The organism is Psychroserpens mesophilus (assembly GCF_000826645.1).
Lineage (GTDB): Bacteria > Bacteroidota > Bacteroidia > Flavobacteriales > Flavobacteriaceae > Psychroserpens > Psychroserpens mesophilus.
Genome location: NZ_JXJP01000003.1, coordinates 244,316 through 261,211, shown reverse-complemented (window position 1 = coordinate 261,211; position 16,896 = coordinate 244,316). Strand labels below are relative to the sequence as shown.

At 33.4% G+C, this 16,896-nt stretch carries 18 protein-coding genes; 16 read left to right on the top strand and 2 right to left on the bottom strand.

All coding sequences use genetic code 11. From position 1 onward, the window contains the following. The first annotated feature begins 27 nt into the window (after positions 1–27). From TD18_RS05045 to ettA, 7 genes are all read left to right on the top strand, one after another. Positions 28–558 (top strand): NADPH-dependent FMN reductase, encoded by a 531-nt coding sequence (locus tag TD18_RS05045; RefSeq protein ID WP_040249349.1) that lies wholly within the window; start codon positions 28–30, stop codon positions 556–558. A gap of 2 nt (positions 559–560) precedes the next feature. After that, positions 561–842: a GNAT family N-acetyltransferase gene (locus TD18_RS05040; RefSeq protein WP_040249348.1), complete on the top strand. Its 282-nt coding sequence runs from the start codon at positions 561–563 to the stop codon at positions 840–842. Positions 843–851: 9 nt separating this feature from the next. Further along, positions 852–1,289, top strand: a complete 438-nt coding sequence (locus TD18_RS05035; RefSeq protein WP_040249346.1) for a MarR family winged helix-turn-helix transcriptional regulator — start codon at positions 852–854, stop codon at positions 1,287–1,289. Between the two features lie 87 nt (positions 1,290–1,376). Further along, positions 1,377–2,252, top strand: a complete 876-nt coding sequence (locus TD18_RS05030) for a pirin family protein (protein ID WP_040249344.1) — start codon at positions 1,377–1,379, stop codon at positions 2,250–2,252. Positions 2,253–2,348: 96 nt separating this feature from the next. Then, the gene (locus TD18_RS05025) at positions 2,349–3,065 is read left to right on the top strand and encodes a pirin family protein (RefSeq protein ID WP_040249342.1); all 717 of its coding nucleotides are present in this window, start codon (positions 2,349–2,351) and stop codon (positions 3,063–3,065) included. A 94-nt stretch (positions 3,066–3,159) separates the two neighbouring features. Beyond that, entirely contained in the window at positions 3,160–3,342 is a 183-nt protein-coding gene (locus tag TD18_RS05020) for a CAL67264 family membrane protein (protein WP_040249340.1), read from the top strand. A 178-nt stretch (positions 3,343–3,520) separates the two neighbouring features. Further along, on the top strand, positions 3,521–5,212 hold the full coding sequence (gene ettA / locus TD18_RS05015; RefSeq protein WP_040249338.1) for an energy-dependent translational throttle protein EttA: 1,692 nt from the start codon (positions 3,521–3,523) through the stop codon (positions 5,210–5,212). 203 nt (positions 5,213–5,415) lie between these two features. Here ettA and TD18_RS05010 read toward each other — a convergent pair whose 3' ends face one another. Beyond that, positions 5,416–5,646: a hypothetical protein gene (locus tag TD18_RS05010; protein WP_040249336.1), complete on the bottom strand. Its 231-nt coding sequence runs from the start codon at positions 5,644–5,646 to the stop codon at positions 5,416–5,418. Positions 5,647–5,738: 92 nt separating this feature from the next. After that, positions 5,739–6,584, bottom strand: a complete 846-nt coding sequence (locus TD18_RS05005) for an MBL fold metallo-hydrolase (protein ID WP_040249334.1) — start codon at positions 6,582–6,584, stop codon at positions 5,739–5,741. Positions 6,585–6,758: 174 nt separating this feature from the next. On the opposite strand from TD18_RS05005, the gene TD18_RS05000 reads away from it, so the two are divergent. The 9 genes from TD18_RS05000 (at position 6,759) to TD18_RS04960 (ending at position 16,818) form a co-directional block, all read left to right on the top strand. Next, on the top strand, positions 6,759–8,102 hold the full coding sequence (locus TD18_RS05000; protein WP_040249333.1) for a coiled-coil domain-containing protein: 1,344 nt from the start codon (positions 6,759–6,761) through the stop codon (positions 8,100–8,102). 193 nt (positions 8,103–8,295) lie between these two features. After that, positions 8,296–9,333, top strand: a complete 1,038-nt coding sequence (locus TD18_RS04995) for a hypothetical protein (protein WP_040249331.1) — start codon at positions 8,296–8,298, stop codon at positions 9,331–9,333. A 116-nt stretch (positions 9,334–9,449) separates the two neighbouring features. Then, positions 9,450–9,761: a four helix bundle protein gene (locus TD18_RS04990; RefSeq protein ID WP_316931625.1), complete on the top strand. Its 312-nt coding sequence runs from the start codon at positions 9,450–9,452 to the stop codon at positions 9,759–9,761. 118 nt (positions 9,762–9,879) lie between these two features. Continuing rightward, positions 9,880–11,838: an AAA family ATPase gene (locus TD18_RS04985; protein ID WP_040249329.1), complete on the top strand. Its 1,959-nt coding sequence runs from the start codon at positions 9,880–9,882 to the stop codon at positions 11,836–11,838. A gap of 2 nt (positions 11,839–11,840) precedes the next feature. Beyond that, a complete protein-coding gene (locus tag TD18_RS04980; RefSeq protein WP_040249327.1) occupies positions 11,841–12,461 on the top strand; it encodes a hypothetical protein in 621 nt (206 codons plus the stop codon). Between the two features lie 12 nt (positions 12,462–12,473). Then, the gene (locus tag TD18_RS04975; protein WP_241480644.1) at positions 12,474–13,073 is read left to right on the top strand and encodes an NUDIX domain-containing protein; all 600 of its coding nucleotides are present in this window, start codon (positions 12,474–12,476) and stop codon (positions 13,071–13,073) included. Continuing rightward, entirely contained in the window at positions 13,061–14,296 is a 1,236-nt protein-coding gene (locus TD18_RS04970; protein ID WP_040249326.1) for a DUF6638 family protein, read from the top strand. The genes TD18_RS04975 and TD18_RS04970 overlap by 13 nt, the downstream gene beginning before the upstream one ends. A gap of 107 nt (positions 14,297–14,403) precedes the next feature. Next, positions 14,404–14,940, top strand: a complete 537-nt coding sequence (locus TD18_RS04965) for a hypothetical protein (protein WP_040249324.1) — start codon at positions 14,404–14,406, stop codon at positions 14,938–14,940. 174 nt (positions 14,941–15,114) lie between these two features. Next, positions 15,115–16,818: a hypothetical protein gene (locus TD18_RS04960; RefSeq protein WP_040249321.1), complete on the top strand. Its 1,704-nt coding sequence runs from the start codon at positions 15,115–15,117 to the stop codon at positions 16,816–16,818. Positions 16,819–16,896: the final 78 nt, after the last annotated feature.

Here is a 16,896-nt window from a genome sequence, read left to right as displayed (position 1 = left end):
ATATTTGTATCAGAAAATACAATTTATATGAAACATATCATAGCATTCGGTGGAAGTAACAGTAAGAATTCCATTAATAAACAATTAGCAATTTATGCCGCTTCATTGATTGATGATGCTAAAGTCACCATTTTAGATTTGAATGATTTTGAACTTCCGATTTATGGAATTGATTTTGAAATAGAACATGGAATACCAGATACTGCATTCCAATTTATAGATCATATCAAATCGTCTGATGGAATTATTATATCCTTGGCTGAACACAATGGTGCGTATTCAACGGCGTTCAAAAATTTATTCGACTGGATGTCTAGAGCAGAGCAAAAAACATTTTTTAAGAAACCAATGTTGTTAATGGCAACATCACCTGGAGCAAGAGGAGGACAATCTGTCTTAGGCATGGCAAATGATCGTTTTCCAAGACATGATGCAGAAATTACTGGTATGTTTTCACTACCATCATTTGGAACCAATTTCCAAGATGGGAAAATAATTAATGAGGACTTAAATAATCAATTGCTTAATCAAGTTAAGCAGTTTCAAGATAAATTATAAGTATGGACATCCAACATGAACACAACTCAAAAAAAGGCCGATTCTTTTATGAATTAGATGGCATTCAAAAAGCTGAAATGACCTACAGTCAGGCTGGAACTGATAAAATTATCATTGATCATACTGAAGTTGACGAATCCCTAAAAGGTCAGGGAATTGGTTACGAACTCGTTGAAGCTTCTGTAGCCTATGCAAGAAATCATGAACTTAAAATTGTACCATTATGTCCTTTTGCAGCAGCTGTATTTAAAAAGAAAAGTGACTATAGCGACGTTTTATTTTAAGCACAAAACATGGGAGATTTAGCTAAAGATATCAATTCGAAGTTTGAAAATAATAGGGTGAAAGCCTTACTCAATATTATTTATACTGCTAACTGGATCACAAGTTGTCAGAATGAATTTTTTAAAGATTTTGGAATTTCACCACAACAGTATAATATTTTGAGAATACTGAGAGGAGCAAACGAACCCTTAAATGTTCAAACCATTAAAGATCGAATGCTAGAACGTTCTCCCAATGCGACTCGTTTAATGGATAAACTTTGTGCTAAACATTATATTGAGCGTTTACCTTCAGACCATGATAGACGTGTTGTGAAAATCGCCATAACAAAATTAGGATTAGACTTATTAAGTTCAATTCCTGATGATTTTAATAAAACTTTGCTGAAAAATTTAAGCGAAGAAGAAGCAGAACAACTGAGTAATCTGCTTGACAAAATGCGCTAACGTTATTTTACAAACCTTCAACTGTAGCTATGTAACAGAGCGTTTTTTTAACTAAATATTTTCCATGGAAAGTATTAAATATTAATTATGATGAAACTAAATACTATAAAAAGAGCAGGACGGAGTCATTTCGTCAATATGGGACCAATTCGTTTGAGACAACCATTTCCAACACAACACATAGAAATGATAGATCCATTCGTATTACTACATCATTATGGTCCTTATCAGATTTCAGAAACTAATAATCCGTTTGATTTGGGTCCACATCCTCATAGAGGCTTTGAACCAGTAACATTTTTAGTCCAAGGCGAACAATTACATCGCGATTCTTTAGGCAATGAAAGTGTTGTTAAATCTGGAGATGTGCAATGGACAACCGCTGGACGCGGAATTATTCATGCTGAAAGACCCACAAAAGAATTTGTAAAACAAGGAGGTACGATTGAAGGTATTCAGCTATGGTTGAATTTACCTTCTGAAAAGAAAATGATGGAAGCTAATTATCAGCATGAAAAACATGAAGATTTTAATGTGATAACTTCCGAAGATCAACAAATAACTACCAGAATTATTGCTGGAGAATTAGATAATACGTTCGGAAGAATTAAAACGCAAACAGCTGTGAATGCCTTTATGATTGATGCTAAAGCAGGAGGAGAGCAGATAATCAAATATTCAAAATCTCATCAAGGAATGGTATATCTTTTAAAAGGAAAGGTAACTGTTAATGGAGTTGAAGCTATAGAACTTGACAAAAATCAACTCATGGAATTCAATCAGGATGGTGAAGGTTTCTCTATTAAAGCTGAAAAAGATAGTCAGTTATTATTCTTATCTGGTGAGCCAATTAATGAGACTGTAGCAACTTATGGTCCTTATGTTATGAATTCTCAAACAGAACTGTTAGAAGCGATGAGAGATTATCAAATGGGTAAAATGGGATTTCTTCCAGCAAATTAATTTTTTGTCATGTCGAGCGTAGTCGAGACATCTTAATAATAATCAATTATGTATAACTTATTTTCCTTTTTTAGTGGAAAGTAAATAAGAATAAAAATGAAAATAATAATACACAAATCAGCTACAAGAGGATTCGCAAATCATGGATGGTTAACATCTTATCACACCTTCAGTTTTGCCAATTATCAAAATACAGAACGTATGAATTTTGGCGCACTTCGTGTCTTAAATGATGATGTTGTTCAGCCTAAAATGGGATTCGGAACGCATCCGCATCAAAACATGGAAATCATTTCAATTCCTTTACAAGGCGCATTATCTCACAAAGATAGTATGGGAAATAAACGTGCTATTGACGTTGGTGAAGTTCAGGTCATGAGTGCTGGAACTGGACTAACACATTCAGAATTTAATGACAGTAAAACAGACGAAGTTAATTTTTTGCAATTGTGGATTATTCCTGAAGAATTAAATGTAGAACCCAACTATGAGCAACGTCTTTTTCCTAAAGAAGAACGCGTAAATAAGTTGCAAACGATAGTCGCTCCTAAAGATAAATTAGAAAGTAATGCTTTGCCTATAAGTCAGCAGGCATATATCTATAGAACAAACTTAGAATCAAATAAAGGAATCGATTTGAAAGCTAGATCGGAACAAAACGGTATATATATATTTGTGGTTGATGGTGAAATTGAAGTAGCTAATTACACTCTTGTAAAACGAGATGCCATTGGTGTTTATGAAACAGAAACTGTAAAAATAAAAGCGATTCAAAATTCAGAATTAATTATTATTGAAGTTCCTATGGCATAAACTTCCTGTTGATTAATAACAAAAAAGCATCTAAATTTGGATGCTTTTTTTAGTTTAAAAATGCGATATTTGTAATTCCCTTAAAAATAAAATTATGGCAATGAATAAAAATACAGTGTTAGCTTGGGCTACCACAATTATGATAATAGTTGGATTAGGTTTAATAGCATTAGGAGCATTTCGATATGATGATGTGGCTGGATGGGGTTTTGCAGCTGTTGGAATTGGCTTTTTCGCCATTGCTTGGGTGTTTAATGCGCTTAAAGGAAGAGTTTAATACCCAAGCAAAGGGTAGCCTATAAAAAACAAAATAAATAACATGTTTTTATAAGTATTTTGTTTTTTATAAGCTGTAGAGATACAAATATAAAAGGTAGAATTTAAATCTATATTTAGTCAACGTTATTTATATAACAAACAACTCAACAAATTAACAACTAACAAACTTTTTAAAAATGAGTGATGACAAGAAAGTAATCTTCTCTATGTCTGGTGTTACAAAGACATTTCAATCTGCTAATACACCAGTTCTAAAGAATATATATTTGAGTTTCTTTTATGGTGCAAAAATAGGCATCTTGGGTCTTAATGGTTCTGGTAAATCGACATTATTGAAGATTATAGCAGGTGTCGATAAAAATTATCAAGGTGATGTAGTGTTTTCTCCTGGATATACAGTTGGCTATTTGGAGCAGGAACCTAAACTTGATGATGATAAAACAGTTATGGAAGTTGTGCGTGAAGGTGCTGCTGAAACTGTAGCGATTCTTGATGAATACAATAAAATAAATGATCAGTTTGGTTTAGAAGAAGTCTATAGTAATCCTGATAAAATGGAGAAACTAATGAATCGTCAGGCCGAACTTCAAGATCAAATTGATGCGTCTAATGCATGGGAATTAGATACTAAATTAGAAATTGCCATGGATGCGCTTCGTACACCTGATGGAGATAAGAAAATCGGAGTATTGTCTGGAGGAGAGCGTCGTAGAGTAGCACTTTGTCGTTTACTACTGCAAGAACCTGATGTGTTATTGTTAGACGAACCTACCAACCACTTGGATGCCGAATCTGTTCATTGGTTAGAGCATCATTTAGCACAATACAAAGGTACTGTTATTGCAGTAACACACGATAGATACTTCTTAGATAATGTTGCTGGATGGATTTTAGAGCTTGATAGAGGTGAAGGAATCCCTTGGAAAGGAAATTACTCATCTTGGTTAGATCAAAAATCGAAACGAATGGCTCAGGAAAGCAAAACAGCTTCCAAACGTCAGAAAACTTTAGAACGCGAGTTGGAATGGGTTCGTCAAGGTGCTAAAGGTCGTCAAACGAAACAAAAAGCACGTTTGAAGAACTACGATAAATTAATGAGTCAAGATCAGAAACAACTGGATGAAAAGCTTGAAATATACATTCCTAACGGTCCACGTTTAGGAACGAATGTTATCGAAGCCAAAGGCGTTAGCAAAGGTTACGAAGACAAATTATTATATGAAGACTTAAATTTCAATCTGCCTCAGGCTGGAATAGTTGGTGTTATTGGTCCGAATGGCGCAGGAAAGACAACTATTTTCAGAATGATTATGGGAGAAGAAACGCCTGATAAGGGTGAGTTTATTGTTGGTGATACTGCCAAAATAGCTTATGTGGATCAGTCGCATTCTAATATAGATCCCGAAAAATCCATTTGGCAGAATTTTAGTGATGAGCAAGAGTTGGTGATGATGGGAGGAAAGCAAGTAAATTCAAGAGCCTATTTAAGTCGTTTTAATTTTTCAGGAAGTGAACAAAATAAAGCTGTTAAATTATTATCTGGAGGAGAACGAAACCGATTACATTTAGCTATGACACTCAAAGAAGAAGGTAATGTATTACTTTTAGATGAGCCAACTAATGATCTTGATGTCAATACCTTAAGAGCATTAGAAGAAGGTCTGGAGAATTTTGCTGGCTGTGCTGTTGTAATTAGTCACGACAGATGGTTTTTAGATCGTATTTGTACGCACATTTTAGCTTTTGAAGGCAATAGCCAGGTGTATTTCTTTGAGGGTAGTTTTTCAGATTATGAAGAAAACAAGAAAAAACGTTTAGGTGGAGATTTAATTCCGAAACGTATCAAGTATAAGAAACTAGTGCGATAGATAGTTTTAAATATATTGTAATAAAAAAAGCCAGCAAATAAGCTGGCTTTTTTATTTATTACTAAGTTGATGTTTAAGTTTTTTGTTTTCCTTTTTTAATTTGTAAACTTTAATGAAGTTTAGAATTAATAGAAGTAGTAGAGTTGTAAATCCGATGGATAATATAGCAACCATCTTTGAATCATCCTGCATATTACTAAAGTTTAATTGTTAGTATCATAGAGGTGACCATCAGTAAAATCAGTGTATTCTTTATCTACGTTTGATTTATATTTACTCTTATCCATTAAGCGTTTGTTCTCAGCTTTAAGTTTATACATTTTGATGACTGCAATACCAATAAAAAAGGCAAAAATAACAGCGGTTATAATGAGTACAATAGTGAGCTGAGTTGTACTTACAAGGGAGTAATTCCTTAAGAAGTTAGCTAACATATCTTTTTAAGTTTAATTAGATTTGGTTCTCAAATATACAATTTTAATCGAAACGCCAACTATTTAATTTTAAAAAAGTTACATTTTAACGTTTACACTTCATCCGATTTTTTGTACCAGTCAACTAGAATCACTTCTATAAGCTCATTTTCCTTATTTACGATAGATTTAAATAATTCTACATCACTTAATCCATCAGTTCCTCTGTAGTGATATGGATATACTTTTTTAGGTTTAAAATCTAAAACGGCATCTGCAGCAGCTTTAACAGGCATTGTGTATGGTAAATTCATACAAACAAAGGCAATGTCGATATCTTTTAATCGTCGCATTTCTGGAATATCTTCAGTATCTCCAGAAATATAAACGCGTTCTTCACCTAACGTTAATACATAACCATTGCCACGCTTTTTAGGATGAAATTGTAACGCTTCTTCTCTAAGATTGTACATCGGAATGGCTTCAATAATCAATTCAATATCGGCGAGCGCATAGGCTTTTGTTTCAGCATTAGAAAGTGCAATAGTCTGATTATTTAAGGCTGAAGGCAGTTGATCTGCAACAGCATGAGGTGCAATTATTTTTGTACTTTCAGTTGATACAGCCTCTAAAGTTTTTATGTCTAAATGATCACCATGAATATCGGTAACTAAAATATAGGTTGGTGGTTTCTGACCTTTAAAAGCTTCAGCTCCTCCAACAGGATCAACATATATAATGACATTACCATACTCTAAAACCAATGTACCGTGAGAAATGGGTTTAACAATGACATTACCATCTGACAAATCAGTATCGTTAGCATCAGATTTACGTTCAGAACTCAATTCTGTTTCGGTAGAATTATCAGTTGTAGTGGACTTGGTATCGTTTTTATCAGATTTACATGAATAAACCGATATACTAATCAGTAGAACTATAAGCTTTAAGTATTTCATAAGGTATATTTTTTTAGTATCTCAAAGATAATTACAAAAAAGGATTAAAGAAAGTATGTAACAAAGTATTCAATTTGTATACTCATAATTTAAGCGCATTAAGTTTTTAAAATCATATTTTTTAACGAAATTGCTTGTCCGAAACTTTGTTCAACTAAAAATACTATACATACCATGTCTGACGATTTTGATTTATTAGAAACCAATACTAACGAGAAAAGTGAGAAAGTAGATGTTAATTGGGGAAAAGCCATTGACACTATGAAATCTAAATTAGCTCAAGAAGATGATCCTGAAAGCCGTCAGAAGATATTGAACGCAACACTTGACGATGTCGTTCACATGGCAGAAAAGGATAGAACTACGCTTTTAGATGCAATTAAAGATCTTACAGACTATCAGGACGAAGTTGGAATTATTTTCGAAAAATTTTCTGCGCTTAATCCAGAGGAGCAAAAAATCATTGATGATGCTATCAAACGTTTAGAGCGTGCTAAAGTTGAATTGGAAGATGCTGAAGCTAAACCTGATACGTGGTGGAACAATCTTTGGGGAAGAAAAAGCAAAATCAAAAAAGCCCAAGATGAATTAAAAATTGCTCAAAAGGACAGAGATGCAGCCGATAATAAAGCAAAGGCTATGTTTCAAACACGTATTGAAAGTGCTGATGTACAAACGTTATTAAGCGAATTAAGTTATAAGTCTCAAGCCGCTGTGACGCGACTAAAAAATCGTGAAGTAGAAATAAAAGAAGTAGAAGATAAATTGCAAACAGCAATTGTTGAAGCAACTAAAAACCATACGAAAGCTTTAGAGAAGAAAAAAGAGGTAGAAGCTAAGCTTGAAGAAAAATATGCAGCTTTAAAACAAGCGCGTCAGGCTTTAGAAGAAATTGTAGATAAACAATCTGCCGAGTATGCGCAGGCCATTGGTAACGTGACAACGTTAGAACAAGCTGTTGAAGAATTAGAAGGACTTAAAAATGCTTACACAACATTAGCGGCTTCTAAAGATAGTTTCGTTCATAAGCATAACCTTACAATTAAAGTTTTAACGTCTTTACGTAGCAACCTGCAAACACATCGTGCTAAATTAAAAAGTGACACTGAAGAGCGTCTCAAATATTACGACGGTTACGTGGTCGCTTTAAAAGCAAGAACAGATCAGGAATTTGCTGCCATTTTAGAACATTTAGGTGTTAAAACCGATGAGCATATTGGCGAAACTTTAGCGTCAATGCATACGGCTAGTGCTAAAGCACGTCAGGAAATGATGGATAATATTCCAGTTCATGAAAAAGTAATGCAAGGAGTTTATAGTAGCTATGCCGAAGCTTTACAGGAAATTCGAGCAAAAGATGTCGATATCCAGAAGAATTTTGCAGAGCGTTATGGTATCGATATGAAAGAGATTTTCGAAGATTATTATAAAGCAGATCCAAATGCACCTTCAGGAGGTGATGGAGAACCAAAAGGAAGTCCGAAGCCAGAAGGTAGTAATGACGATTTGTTAAGCTAAATTAATAATGATGGCGTTACCAACTTTTGTTTTTATTGACAAAAGTTGGTCAGGCTTTCATTACTCGCTCTCTTCGAGGAGCTCAAACATGTCATTCAATCCTTAACGCAAATTCAGATTCATTTCAAATTTAAACGAAATATTTAAAACAATTCTGGCTATACAGCCAACAGCAAACAGCTAACAGCTAAACATGATTGTAACGCCATTAGATTCCGCAATATTAGATTCTAAAGAACAATACATCTTTTATCATAAAAAAGTAGATTTTGTTCTTAAAGAGCTTATTGTAAGTGTTCAAAAGGAAAATCTATGCACATCAAAAGAACTCGTCTTTTTTAAACAATATCGTGATTTACTGTTGTATTCAATCGAAGCCATGCGTGTCAAGTACATGTATGACGAAGAGGATAACATGAAAGTCGATTTAACCGATTCTGGGTTTCCGAATTATTTGGAGTTTAGATATCTATTCAATGATTTGTCTTTAAGAGATAATTACATTGCTAAGCTTAAGGATGTAAGTGAACTGCAAAATGAGTTTCTGGATCAGTTATTACGAAAGAAACAACCGGTAAGAAAAGATAAATTATTTCAGGCAGCATCTATTGTTTATTACACGTCTGTAGAACAGAAATATATTTTCAATCGTTTTGTACAAGGTAAAATCATTGAAGCTCCAGAAACGGCTTCAGCAGATTATATGACGAGCTGGAGTTTTTATGATGTGTCTCATAACCGACCATTTATATGTTTTATGTATTTCGATTATGATGGTCGTAATATTGAAAATTATAAAGATGAAATTTATGAAGTCCTAAAAAATACAGCAGATCGTGATATGGACTTAGATACGATGGCTTATGGAATTGATAGAAAACTACCAGATGTAAAACCTAAACATATCAAACGCATCGATTTAGGACCATTTCACAATGTGTTTGCAAAAGATGAAAACGAAATAACACATACCATTTTAAAAAGTATCGCTAATAAGGAAATTCCATTAGAGTCATATGCCTTATCATTTAAAATTCATGAAGTGTTTTCTGGAAGTGAATTTAAAGAAGGCGGTTATTTCAGTAAACAAATATTACAAAAATGGAGCGATGTCATTAAACAAAATTATGTTTTTGCACCACATCGAATCATACAATTATTGTATAACAAAACACCAGAGATTATGAATCTGCTGGCAAAGCCTCCAATAGAAGTAAGTAGTTTTAAGTAAGAAATATGTAGTTAATTAGTAAAGAATTGAAAATATAAGGTTTTAATAAAAAACTATTTCCACTAATGCAAGTATTGAAGACTGTGGACTAACAACTGTAGACTGAAAACTAAACAATGAGTTTTAAAACGTTATTAGCATATCAGAAAGGTTTTGATTTAGCAATGGAAATTTTTCATTTGACTAAATCTTTTCCTAAATCTGAAATGTTTGGATTGACTTCTCAAATGATACGCTCAAGTAGGTCAGTTTGCTCTAACATTGCTGAAGGTTATAGAAAACGTCAATATGAAAAGCATTTTATGAGTAAAATGTCTGATGCTGATAGTGAAAACTCAGAAACTCAATTATGGCTTGATTTTGCATTAGCGTGTGATTATATTTCTGAAGAAAAGAATAAAGAATTAATAGTAAAAGCCATGAAATAGGTAAGCTTATAAATTACATGATAAACAATCCACAGAAATTTGGATTACTATAAAATAATAAATTCAGACTTAGTCTAGATTACTGAAGACTGAGTACTGGATACTGAAGACTAAAACTATGGAACACAACTCAACATTTCCTATAAAACAAAATGAACTTGATATGCTTCGTGATGAAGTGACTTCCTATATTAAAAGTGTACAATGGGAACAAGGTCAGCGCGCAAAGAATAAAGATAAAGATGCTAAAGATGAATCGATTCTTTTGTATTTATCACGTGCCAAAGGAAATGGTGGAGCAGAAGTAACTTCAGTCTCAAAAACGGTTTTAGAACTCAAAAAACGACTGCTGCCTGAGTCGATTGCCATTCCTGTGTATCTCAATCAAACACTTTATGCAGTTCAGGAAGGTATTACTCTTGGGATTTGGATAAAAGACAGCTATTACGATGCTTCAGGTTTGTCTGGTTTATCTGAAAACAAATCGGCTTTAGATAATTCTGGTAAGCGAGAATACGAAAGCAAAATGCAAACGGCTACGGCGTTTATGTTGTTTTCAACGGCTTATAAAATTTTACATGATTTACAAACGATTGCTTCAGATGATTTAAGCGTCATGAAGAATAAATTTGCTGGAATTCCTGAGGTGTCTCTAATGTCGCCTTTAAAAGGAATTTCTTGTGCTCTATTTTATTACGACAAATATTTAGGTCATCCTGAAATTGTAAAAACAGATAAAGATGTTGTCGATTTTACTGTCGTGTACTTTGAAGCCTTAATTGCAGAAATTCAAATGCGTAAAAGCAGTTTGGAATACACTGAAACCATTCTCGACAGAACCTATAAACTTGAAAATTCCGAATTTGCTGTTTCAGGTTGGGATAATGTTTTTCAAGGTGCAGCAAAAAGTGTTGAATTTAATAAAATTCAGTTTGAACAAATTGTCGGAAACAGAGATGCTAAACATTTTGCTCGTCGTTTAACCGAGCGTATGCTGAGTTACGATTTTACAGCTAAAAAGAATCCGTTTCAGGAACTTGGAGGTTTCATGCCTGTGTTTATGGGTTACGGAATTCCAGGAACAGGTAAAAGTATGTTGATTGCTGCTATTGCTACTCGATTAAAAGAACATTGCGATAATTTAGATATTCCGTTCTTGTTTCACCCAATGCCAGATACACTGATTTCAACATTTCAAGGTGGTTCTGCAGAAAAGATGGTGGACTGGATGAAGCCTTTACAAGATCCTTCAAAATTAATTTTTGCACCTATTGACGATGCCGAAAATAATTTGCAGGAACGAACTGCTCAAGGTGTGTCTGCTGGAGTAAAAGAAGTGATTGGTGTATTTTTAAGATACACTGAAGGTGCTTATGCAGTAAATTATGGTAATAGTTCAATTGGTTTATTTACCAACCTTCCTGAAATGTTAGATAAAGCTGTGATCTCTCGTGTTCAAGGTCGTTTCAAAATTGATGGCGCACGAACAGAACACGATTTCTTAGATCAGGATCATTTATGGTGGCGAAAACTAGATGATACAATGCCAGATTTCGTAAACATGCAAGGACCAGAAAATTATAGTTACCTGCAAGATCAAGGATTGGCAAAAAACATGGGAGAAATCCTAAACGTTTCAGATAAACCAACTGAAGAACGCGTGCTTAAAGCCTATGATAAAGTTGAAAGCAGCTTCAAAACAAACCAACATCTGTTTTATGCTAATTTGTATAAAGAAATTCAGAAAATCTTTCCATTTTTCTCATCTCGAGATGTGAGAAATATTCAGAGTGCTGTGTCATTGCGTTTAACCGATTTCGACTTAGAGGAAGACTGGTTTGAAAATCCTGAAATCTATTTCAAGAAAGATTACGAAACGAAATTTAACATGCTTCAGGAATTGATGCGAGCCAATATGAAAGGCTTGGATTTTTCTGAAATTCGTCGTCAGGAAGTCGTACGATATTTAGACAATGTAGCGACTATTGCTGATACCGACTTTAAACGAAAAGTGGAGTCGAGAGTCAATCAGTTGAAAATAGATACTGAAGCTCGTGAACAATTTGGAAAAAACTAAACATGGAAGAAACAAATTCAAAAAAGTCAATTGATGTTCAGGAAGTTTTGTCCTTAGGCTATATCTATCTACTTATTTTAGGAATTATTCATAATGCCATATATTTCAATCTGGTCGATGTGAATTATTTAGAACATTCTTCAGTTTTAGACGTACTTATTAGTCCGATAAGCGTTATTACGTCAAGTTTAAAATCATCAATGACTTTTCTTGCTATCATACTCATTAGTGTTATTTATGTTAAAGTGTTAATACCTTTACTTGTGAGGTTGCGAAGAAACAAAAAGAAGTATCAATCGGGTAAACATCTAAAAAAGATTAATGGTTTAGAAGCTTTTTCTAAAAACAGCTATGCATTACTCTTTATTATAGCGTTATTCATTTTAGGATATTTTCTGGGTTTTGGATATGGTAGAGGTATGAAAAATAAAACTCAAATTGCTGAGAATACCATAGAAAACACTCATAAAATTGAATTTATTAATGGTAAGACTTTAAATGCTAAGGTGTTGGGAAAAAATAGTTTAAGTGTTTTTTATATTGAGAAAGGAGATAAGAAGGTTTCTATTTCTCCAATAGATGGGAATGTACTTAAAATTCAGAAATTACAAAATAAAGACTAATCTATAATCTGTTTGAAAACCATTGTTACCATAAAAAATATTACACATCATGTACTTTCGAAGGCATGGGCAACACTTTATAGAATTGATTATGACTATCAGTTCAAAGATGGTCGTATAAAACGCTTGTCTAGAGAATGTTATAACAGAGGAGATGGAGCAGCTGTGTTATTATATAATGTTGAAAAATCAACTGTAGTTTTAACCAAACAATTCAGAATGCCGATTTATGAAAATAATAAAAGTGAAGGTATGTCTATAGAAGTTTGTGCTGGTGCCATTGATCAAAATGAATCTCCAGAAACTACAATCTTAAGAGAAATTGAAGAAGAAGTAGGTTATAAGATTACAGAGGCTAATTGTGTTTTGGAAGCCTATATGTCACCTGGCGCAATGACCGAAAAATTGTACTTGTTTTGTGCAGAATATTCAGAAGACATGCGAATCAATCCAGGAGGAGGTTTAGCTTCCGAAAATGAAGAGATAGATGTTTTAGAAATGCCATTTAGCGACGCTTTGAGTATGATTGAAACAAAAGAGATTATGGATGCAAAAACAATTATGTTATTGCAATATGCTCAGAATAATAATGTATTACAATGCAAAAATTAAAAGCTGCAAATTTATATAGAAGTGAACTTATACCAATTTCAGGGAAATTAGTTGAGCGTTATAATCAGTGCTTAAAAAAGCTTGGTTTTACTGAAACAAAACTCACAAAATTTTCAATTGATGGCATTGGTTGGAGTCCAGAAGTTGCAGAAGAAAAGGGAGAACAATATTATTTATGTAATGGCGAATCAAATCCGCATGGCATTATTATTTCACCATTACAAAATAACAAACCTGTGTATTTGCCTAATCATACATTTGATAGGGAAATGATGCAGCATATTTTTAAAACCTACGGAACTAAAATAAATGATATTACCAGAGATTCTGCAATTTGTATTGATTTTGATCAAAGAATAGATGCGTTTTATGAACCGTTAGATGTATTGAAATACAATACGATTCATATTAATTTTCATCTCATGAACAATTTGTACCATCAGCAAAAGGAACAATTGCAACTGATAGAAAAGTTCAAGCATGGTCATAATTTTATCGATGAAGACATTCATCAGGAATTACTAAACTCTGCTAAAACCTATGGTGATTTAAGAGACAGAGATTTAGAATTACCAGCAATTGATTTCAGAGTAAACTCCTTTTACACCAAATCATTTGGAGGTGTTTATGTGTTAAGAGATTTTATTTCTCCCATGGTCATCTTTGAAGATATGAAATGGTATAAAGAAGCGATTAAGGACACCATTCACGATGTTATTATTTTTCATATTTCTCAGCCTGAATTAATGGAAAAGCTTCGCGATCATATCATTATTGCCTATGATTTAGAAGATATTGTAGCGACAAAACGTTACGAGCGTATCAAGAAATTTGAATTTGCCAAATTTTTAAAAGATACACAACATCCTATCAAAGACATTTTAAACGATCCGTTGCTGTTCAAGAGTTATTTAAATAAAATTGATATTGATGCTCGTAAAAAAGTGATGAGTATAGAGCGCTATCTTGAAAAATTAGAAACTAGTAATCAATATAAAATTTCAGATATTGTTGACCAAGATTTGTTTGAAGCCATGCATGAACCGCATTCTAGTCTACATCCAAAGCATCAAGATTTAATCTGGAAATTACTAGTTAATATTGCTCCAAAAGATGTTCTGTTCTTGTATTGGTATGATAAACAAGAGTTTTATAAATTATACGATACTTGGGACGACTCCTTACAAGATTGGGTAATTGAAACAATTCGTAACAATATTTAATAAAATTAGACTAACTTTATAGAAGTTGTCATTCCGCACTTTATGCGGAATCTTCTAAAAAAATAACAGATTCTGCATCGTGGTGCAGAATGACAAAAAGAATAATTATGGGATTAGAACTAGTCATATTTATTGCATCTATATTATTTGGTATTTTCTTGTACTGGAGAGAATCCAATGGCAATGGCGTGTATCGCTTTTTAAATAAGATTGTCAATAGTAAAGAACTGCAAATGAGTCCTGACAATCCTAAAGGTTTTGTTTATAAACAAGCGTTTATACCTCGATTGATATTTATTGTCACCAGTGTGCTTTTGGTAGGATTGATTTTGCAATTCCTAACACCTGTTGAAGTCTTTACAAATTACTTTGTGCTTTCTGGTTTTGCTTCGTTTGCAACTGGAACTCTTATTGGGACATACCTCGCTAATTTTGTATTAAAATCAACCAAAGTAATCGAACAACAAAGCGACACATTAGAAGATAAATTTGACAGCGTTGTAGAAAAAGGAAAAGATTTAATTGAAGATTTTAAAAACAGAGATAATAAAGTGATTCAGGAGGCAAAAGAAGAAATTAAAACAGATCCCGATCCTAATCAAAAATCGGCTCGAGAACGTTTAAAAGATAAAGGGTTAATGTAACTGTTGTTCTGAATTTTTTTATCATGTAATAACATAATACAAGTCACCTCGAGCACTACTTAATTGAAAATATATTTTCATTACAAGTACATAACGCAGTTAGCGAGAGGTTATATCAAATAAAAGATTTTAAATAGGTCTCGACTGCGCTCGACCAGACACAAAATTTAGACTATGATCAAATCATACTGGAATAAAGGAACAAAACAAAAGGTCATTACGATTTTTGTAGGTCTTATTTTACTAATTGCACTTTTTGTGCTTCGAGATGATTATCAACCTGCATTATTATTTGTTAGAAAATACATATTCGTTATCCTATTGAGTTTGTTAGTATTGCTTCTCGGACTTAAGAAATTTAGAAGTTCAGCAAGTACAGGAAAGCGCTTAGTTATACTAGTGGCTTTAATTGCATTTTTTGGATTGATTTATCTCGTTGGCTGGCATTTAAAATTATACGATTACATGAAAACCTATAATGTATTCAATGATTTAAATAAAGTCGAAATTAATGAGTTGCCATTAACTCAAAACGAACGAATTCAGCCTTTGCGAAATATTTTCACAATGGCAAATGAAAGTGTAGGAGAGACCAAAGATGTATCGCTTCCACATTTAGTGAGAGTGGATAATGAAAACAAATGGACTATGGCTATACAGCCTTCAGAAAATTACACCTTTCAACAAATAAGCGACAATACCGAAGAGGTTTTTTCGGTGTCAAGTACCACTCCTTTTCCTCGTTTTTCTAATGAAAATAGAATTCCTGTGACCTTTTCTATTGGTGAATCCTTAAAGTTTAGTCGTAATACGTACAATGCAGTTGTGCAGCGTTTTAATCCTTGGATGTTAGTTAATTATGAGCCTAGTGATACGTTTTATATGAAAGATGATTCAGGTGAATGGGTTCAGGTTGTAAGTTTGATTAAATGGAAAGGGTTCTTTTTTCCATATCCAAGTTTTGGAGGTGTTATGGTGATTGAAAACGGAGAGCACGATTTTAACGATTATTTAGAACGGATTACCATAGGAAAAGGAACGTATATTTCTCCTGAAGAGATGAAAAATTATCCGTATCTCAATAAACAAAATACTTTGGCCGAAAAAGTATCTCGCTTACAGGCTGAATCCTTAAAATTTTTAGGAGGCTTTAGCGATCCATTACCTTGGAATATGTTGACAGCCGTTAAAATTCCAGAAATGCCTAAAGATCAAAATCAACAGCCTTATGTCACCGATTTTGATTTTGCAGGTTCTGAAAGTGATGCCTATAGTGGATTATACCATTGGTTTGGTTTAGAGCCTGTAGGCGCAGAACGAACCAGTTTGAGTTATAGCGTGTTTATTCCAGCTGATGGAACTGATAAATTATATTATTACGATCATGCCGCCAAAAAACAAGGTTATGCAGGTGTTTCTGCAATGCCTCAAAAAGTTAAAGAATCTAAAAAAGAAATTGACTGGGAAGCGAATACACCAACTGAATTCAGACCTTATATTAAAGATATTGCGGGAAGAAAACGCATGTTCTTTTTAGGAACTATTTCTGCAATTAGCAATACCAATGACAAGCAGTTTGATGGTTCGGCAACGCCAGATTTAGTATTAATTGATAGTGAATATCGTGATGTGGTTTGGATTGACGTGAAACATCCAAGTACTTGGGACAAAGAAGTGTATGACCAATTAGGTGAAGCTTGGAGATCCAGTGAAGGTATAGGTTATTTCTATGAAGACGAATTAGAAGATGAAGATCTATTTATTCAAAAAGCGGTAGATTCTCTCCTAACATTGCCTAAAGTAGATGATAAAACTAAAGAGATTGAAGCATTGCAACGAAAAATAGACTCTTTGAAAGCGTCTGATGAAAATCAGTAAGTTTTGTATGAATAAAAAATCATTCTGGAATACGATTTCTGACGACATGAAGGTTTAAATGATACTAGTCGTTATCAT

Excerpts from the sequence above, each read along its gene's own strand:
- TD18_RS05045 (WP_040249349.1), top strand. The coding sequence starts at position 28 with ATGAAACATATCATAGCATTCGGTGGAAGTAACAGTAAGAATTCCATT.
- TD18_RS05040 (WP_040249348.1), top strand. The coding sequence starts at position 561 with ATGGACATCCAACATGAACACAACTCAAAAAAAGGCCGATTCTTTTAT.
- TD18_RS05035 (WP_040249346.1), top strand. The coding sequence starts at position 852 with ATGGGAGATTTAGCTAAAGATATCAATTCGAAGTTTGAAAATAATAGG.
- TD18_RS05030 (WP_040249344.1), top strand. The coding sequence starts at position 1,377 with ATGATGAAACTAAATACTATAAAAAGAGCAGGACGGAGTCATTTCGTC.
- TD18_RS05025 (WP_040249342.1), top strand. The coding sequence starts at position 2,349 with ATGAAAATAATAATACACAAATCAGCTACAAGAGGATTCGCAAATCAT.
- TD18_RS05020 (WP_040249340.1), top strand. The coding sequence starts at position 3,160 with ATGGCAATGAATAAAAATACAGTGTTAGCTTGGGCTACCACAATTATG.
- ettA (WP_040249338.1), top strand. The coding sequence starts at position 3,521 with ATGAGTGATGACAAGAAAGTAATCTTCTCTATGTCTGGTGTTACAAAG.
- TD18_RS05010 (WP_040249336.1), bottom strand. The coding sequence starts at position 5,646 with ATGTTAGCTAACTTCTTAAGGAATTACTCCCTTGTAAGTACAACTCAG.
- TD18_RS05005 (WP_040249334.1), bottom strand. The coding sequence starts at position 6,584 with ATGAAATACTTAAAGCTTATAGTTCTACTGATTAGTATATCGGTTTAT.
- TD18_RS05000 (WP_040249333.1), top strand. The coding sequence starts at position 6,759 with ATGTCTGACGATTTTGATTTATTAGAAACCAATACTAACGAGAAAAGT.
- TD18_RS04995 (WP_040249331.1), top strand. The coding sequence starts at position 8,296 with ATGATTGTAACGCCATTAGATTCCGCAATATTAGATTCTAAAGAACAA.
- TD18_RS04990 (WP_316931625.1), top strand. The coding sequence starts at position 9,450 with ATGAGTTTTAAAACGTTATTAGCATATCAGAAAGGTTTTGATTTAGCA.
- TD18_RS04985 (WP_040249329.1), top strand. The coding sequence starts at position 9,880 with ATGGAACACAACTCAACATTTCCTATAAAACAAAATGAACTTGATATG.
- TD18_RS04980 (WP_040249327.1), top strand. The coding sequence starts at position 11,841 with ATGGAAGAAACAAATTCAAAAAAGTCAATTGATGTTCAGGAAGTTTTG.
- TD18_RS04970 (WP_040249326.1), top strand. The coding sequence starts at position 13,061 with ATGCAAAAATTAAAAGCTGCAAATTTATATAGAAGTGAACTTATACCA.
- TD18_RS04965 (WP_040249324.1), top strand. The coding sequence starts at position 14,404 with ATGGGATTAGAACTAGTCATATTTATTGCATCTATATTATTTGGTATT.
- TD18_RS04960 (WP_040249321.1), top strand. The coding sequence starts at position 15,115 with ATGATCAAATCATACTGGAATAAAGGAACAAAACAAAAGGTCATTACG.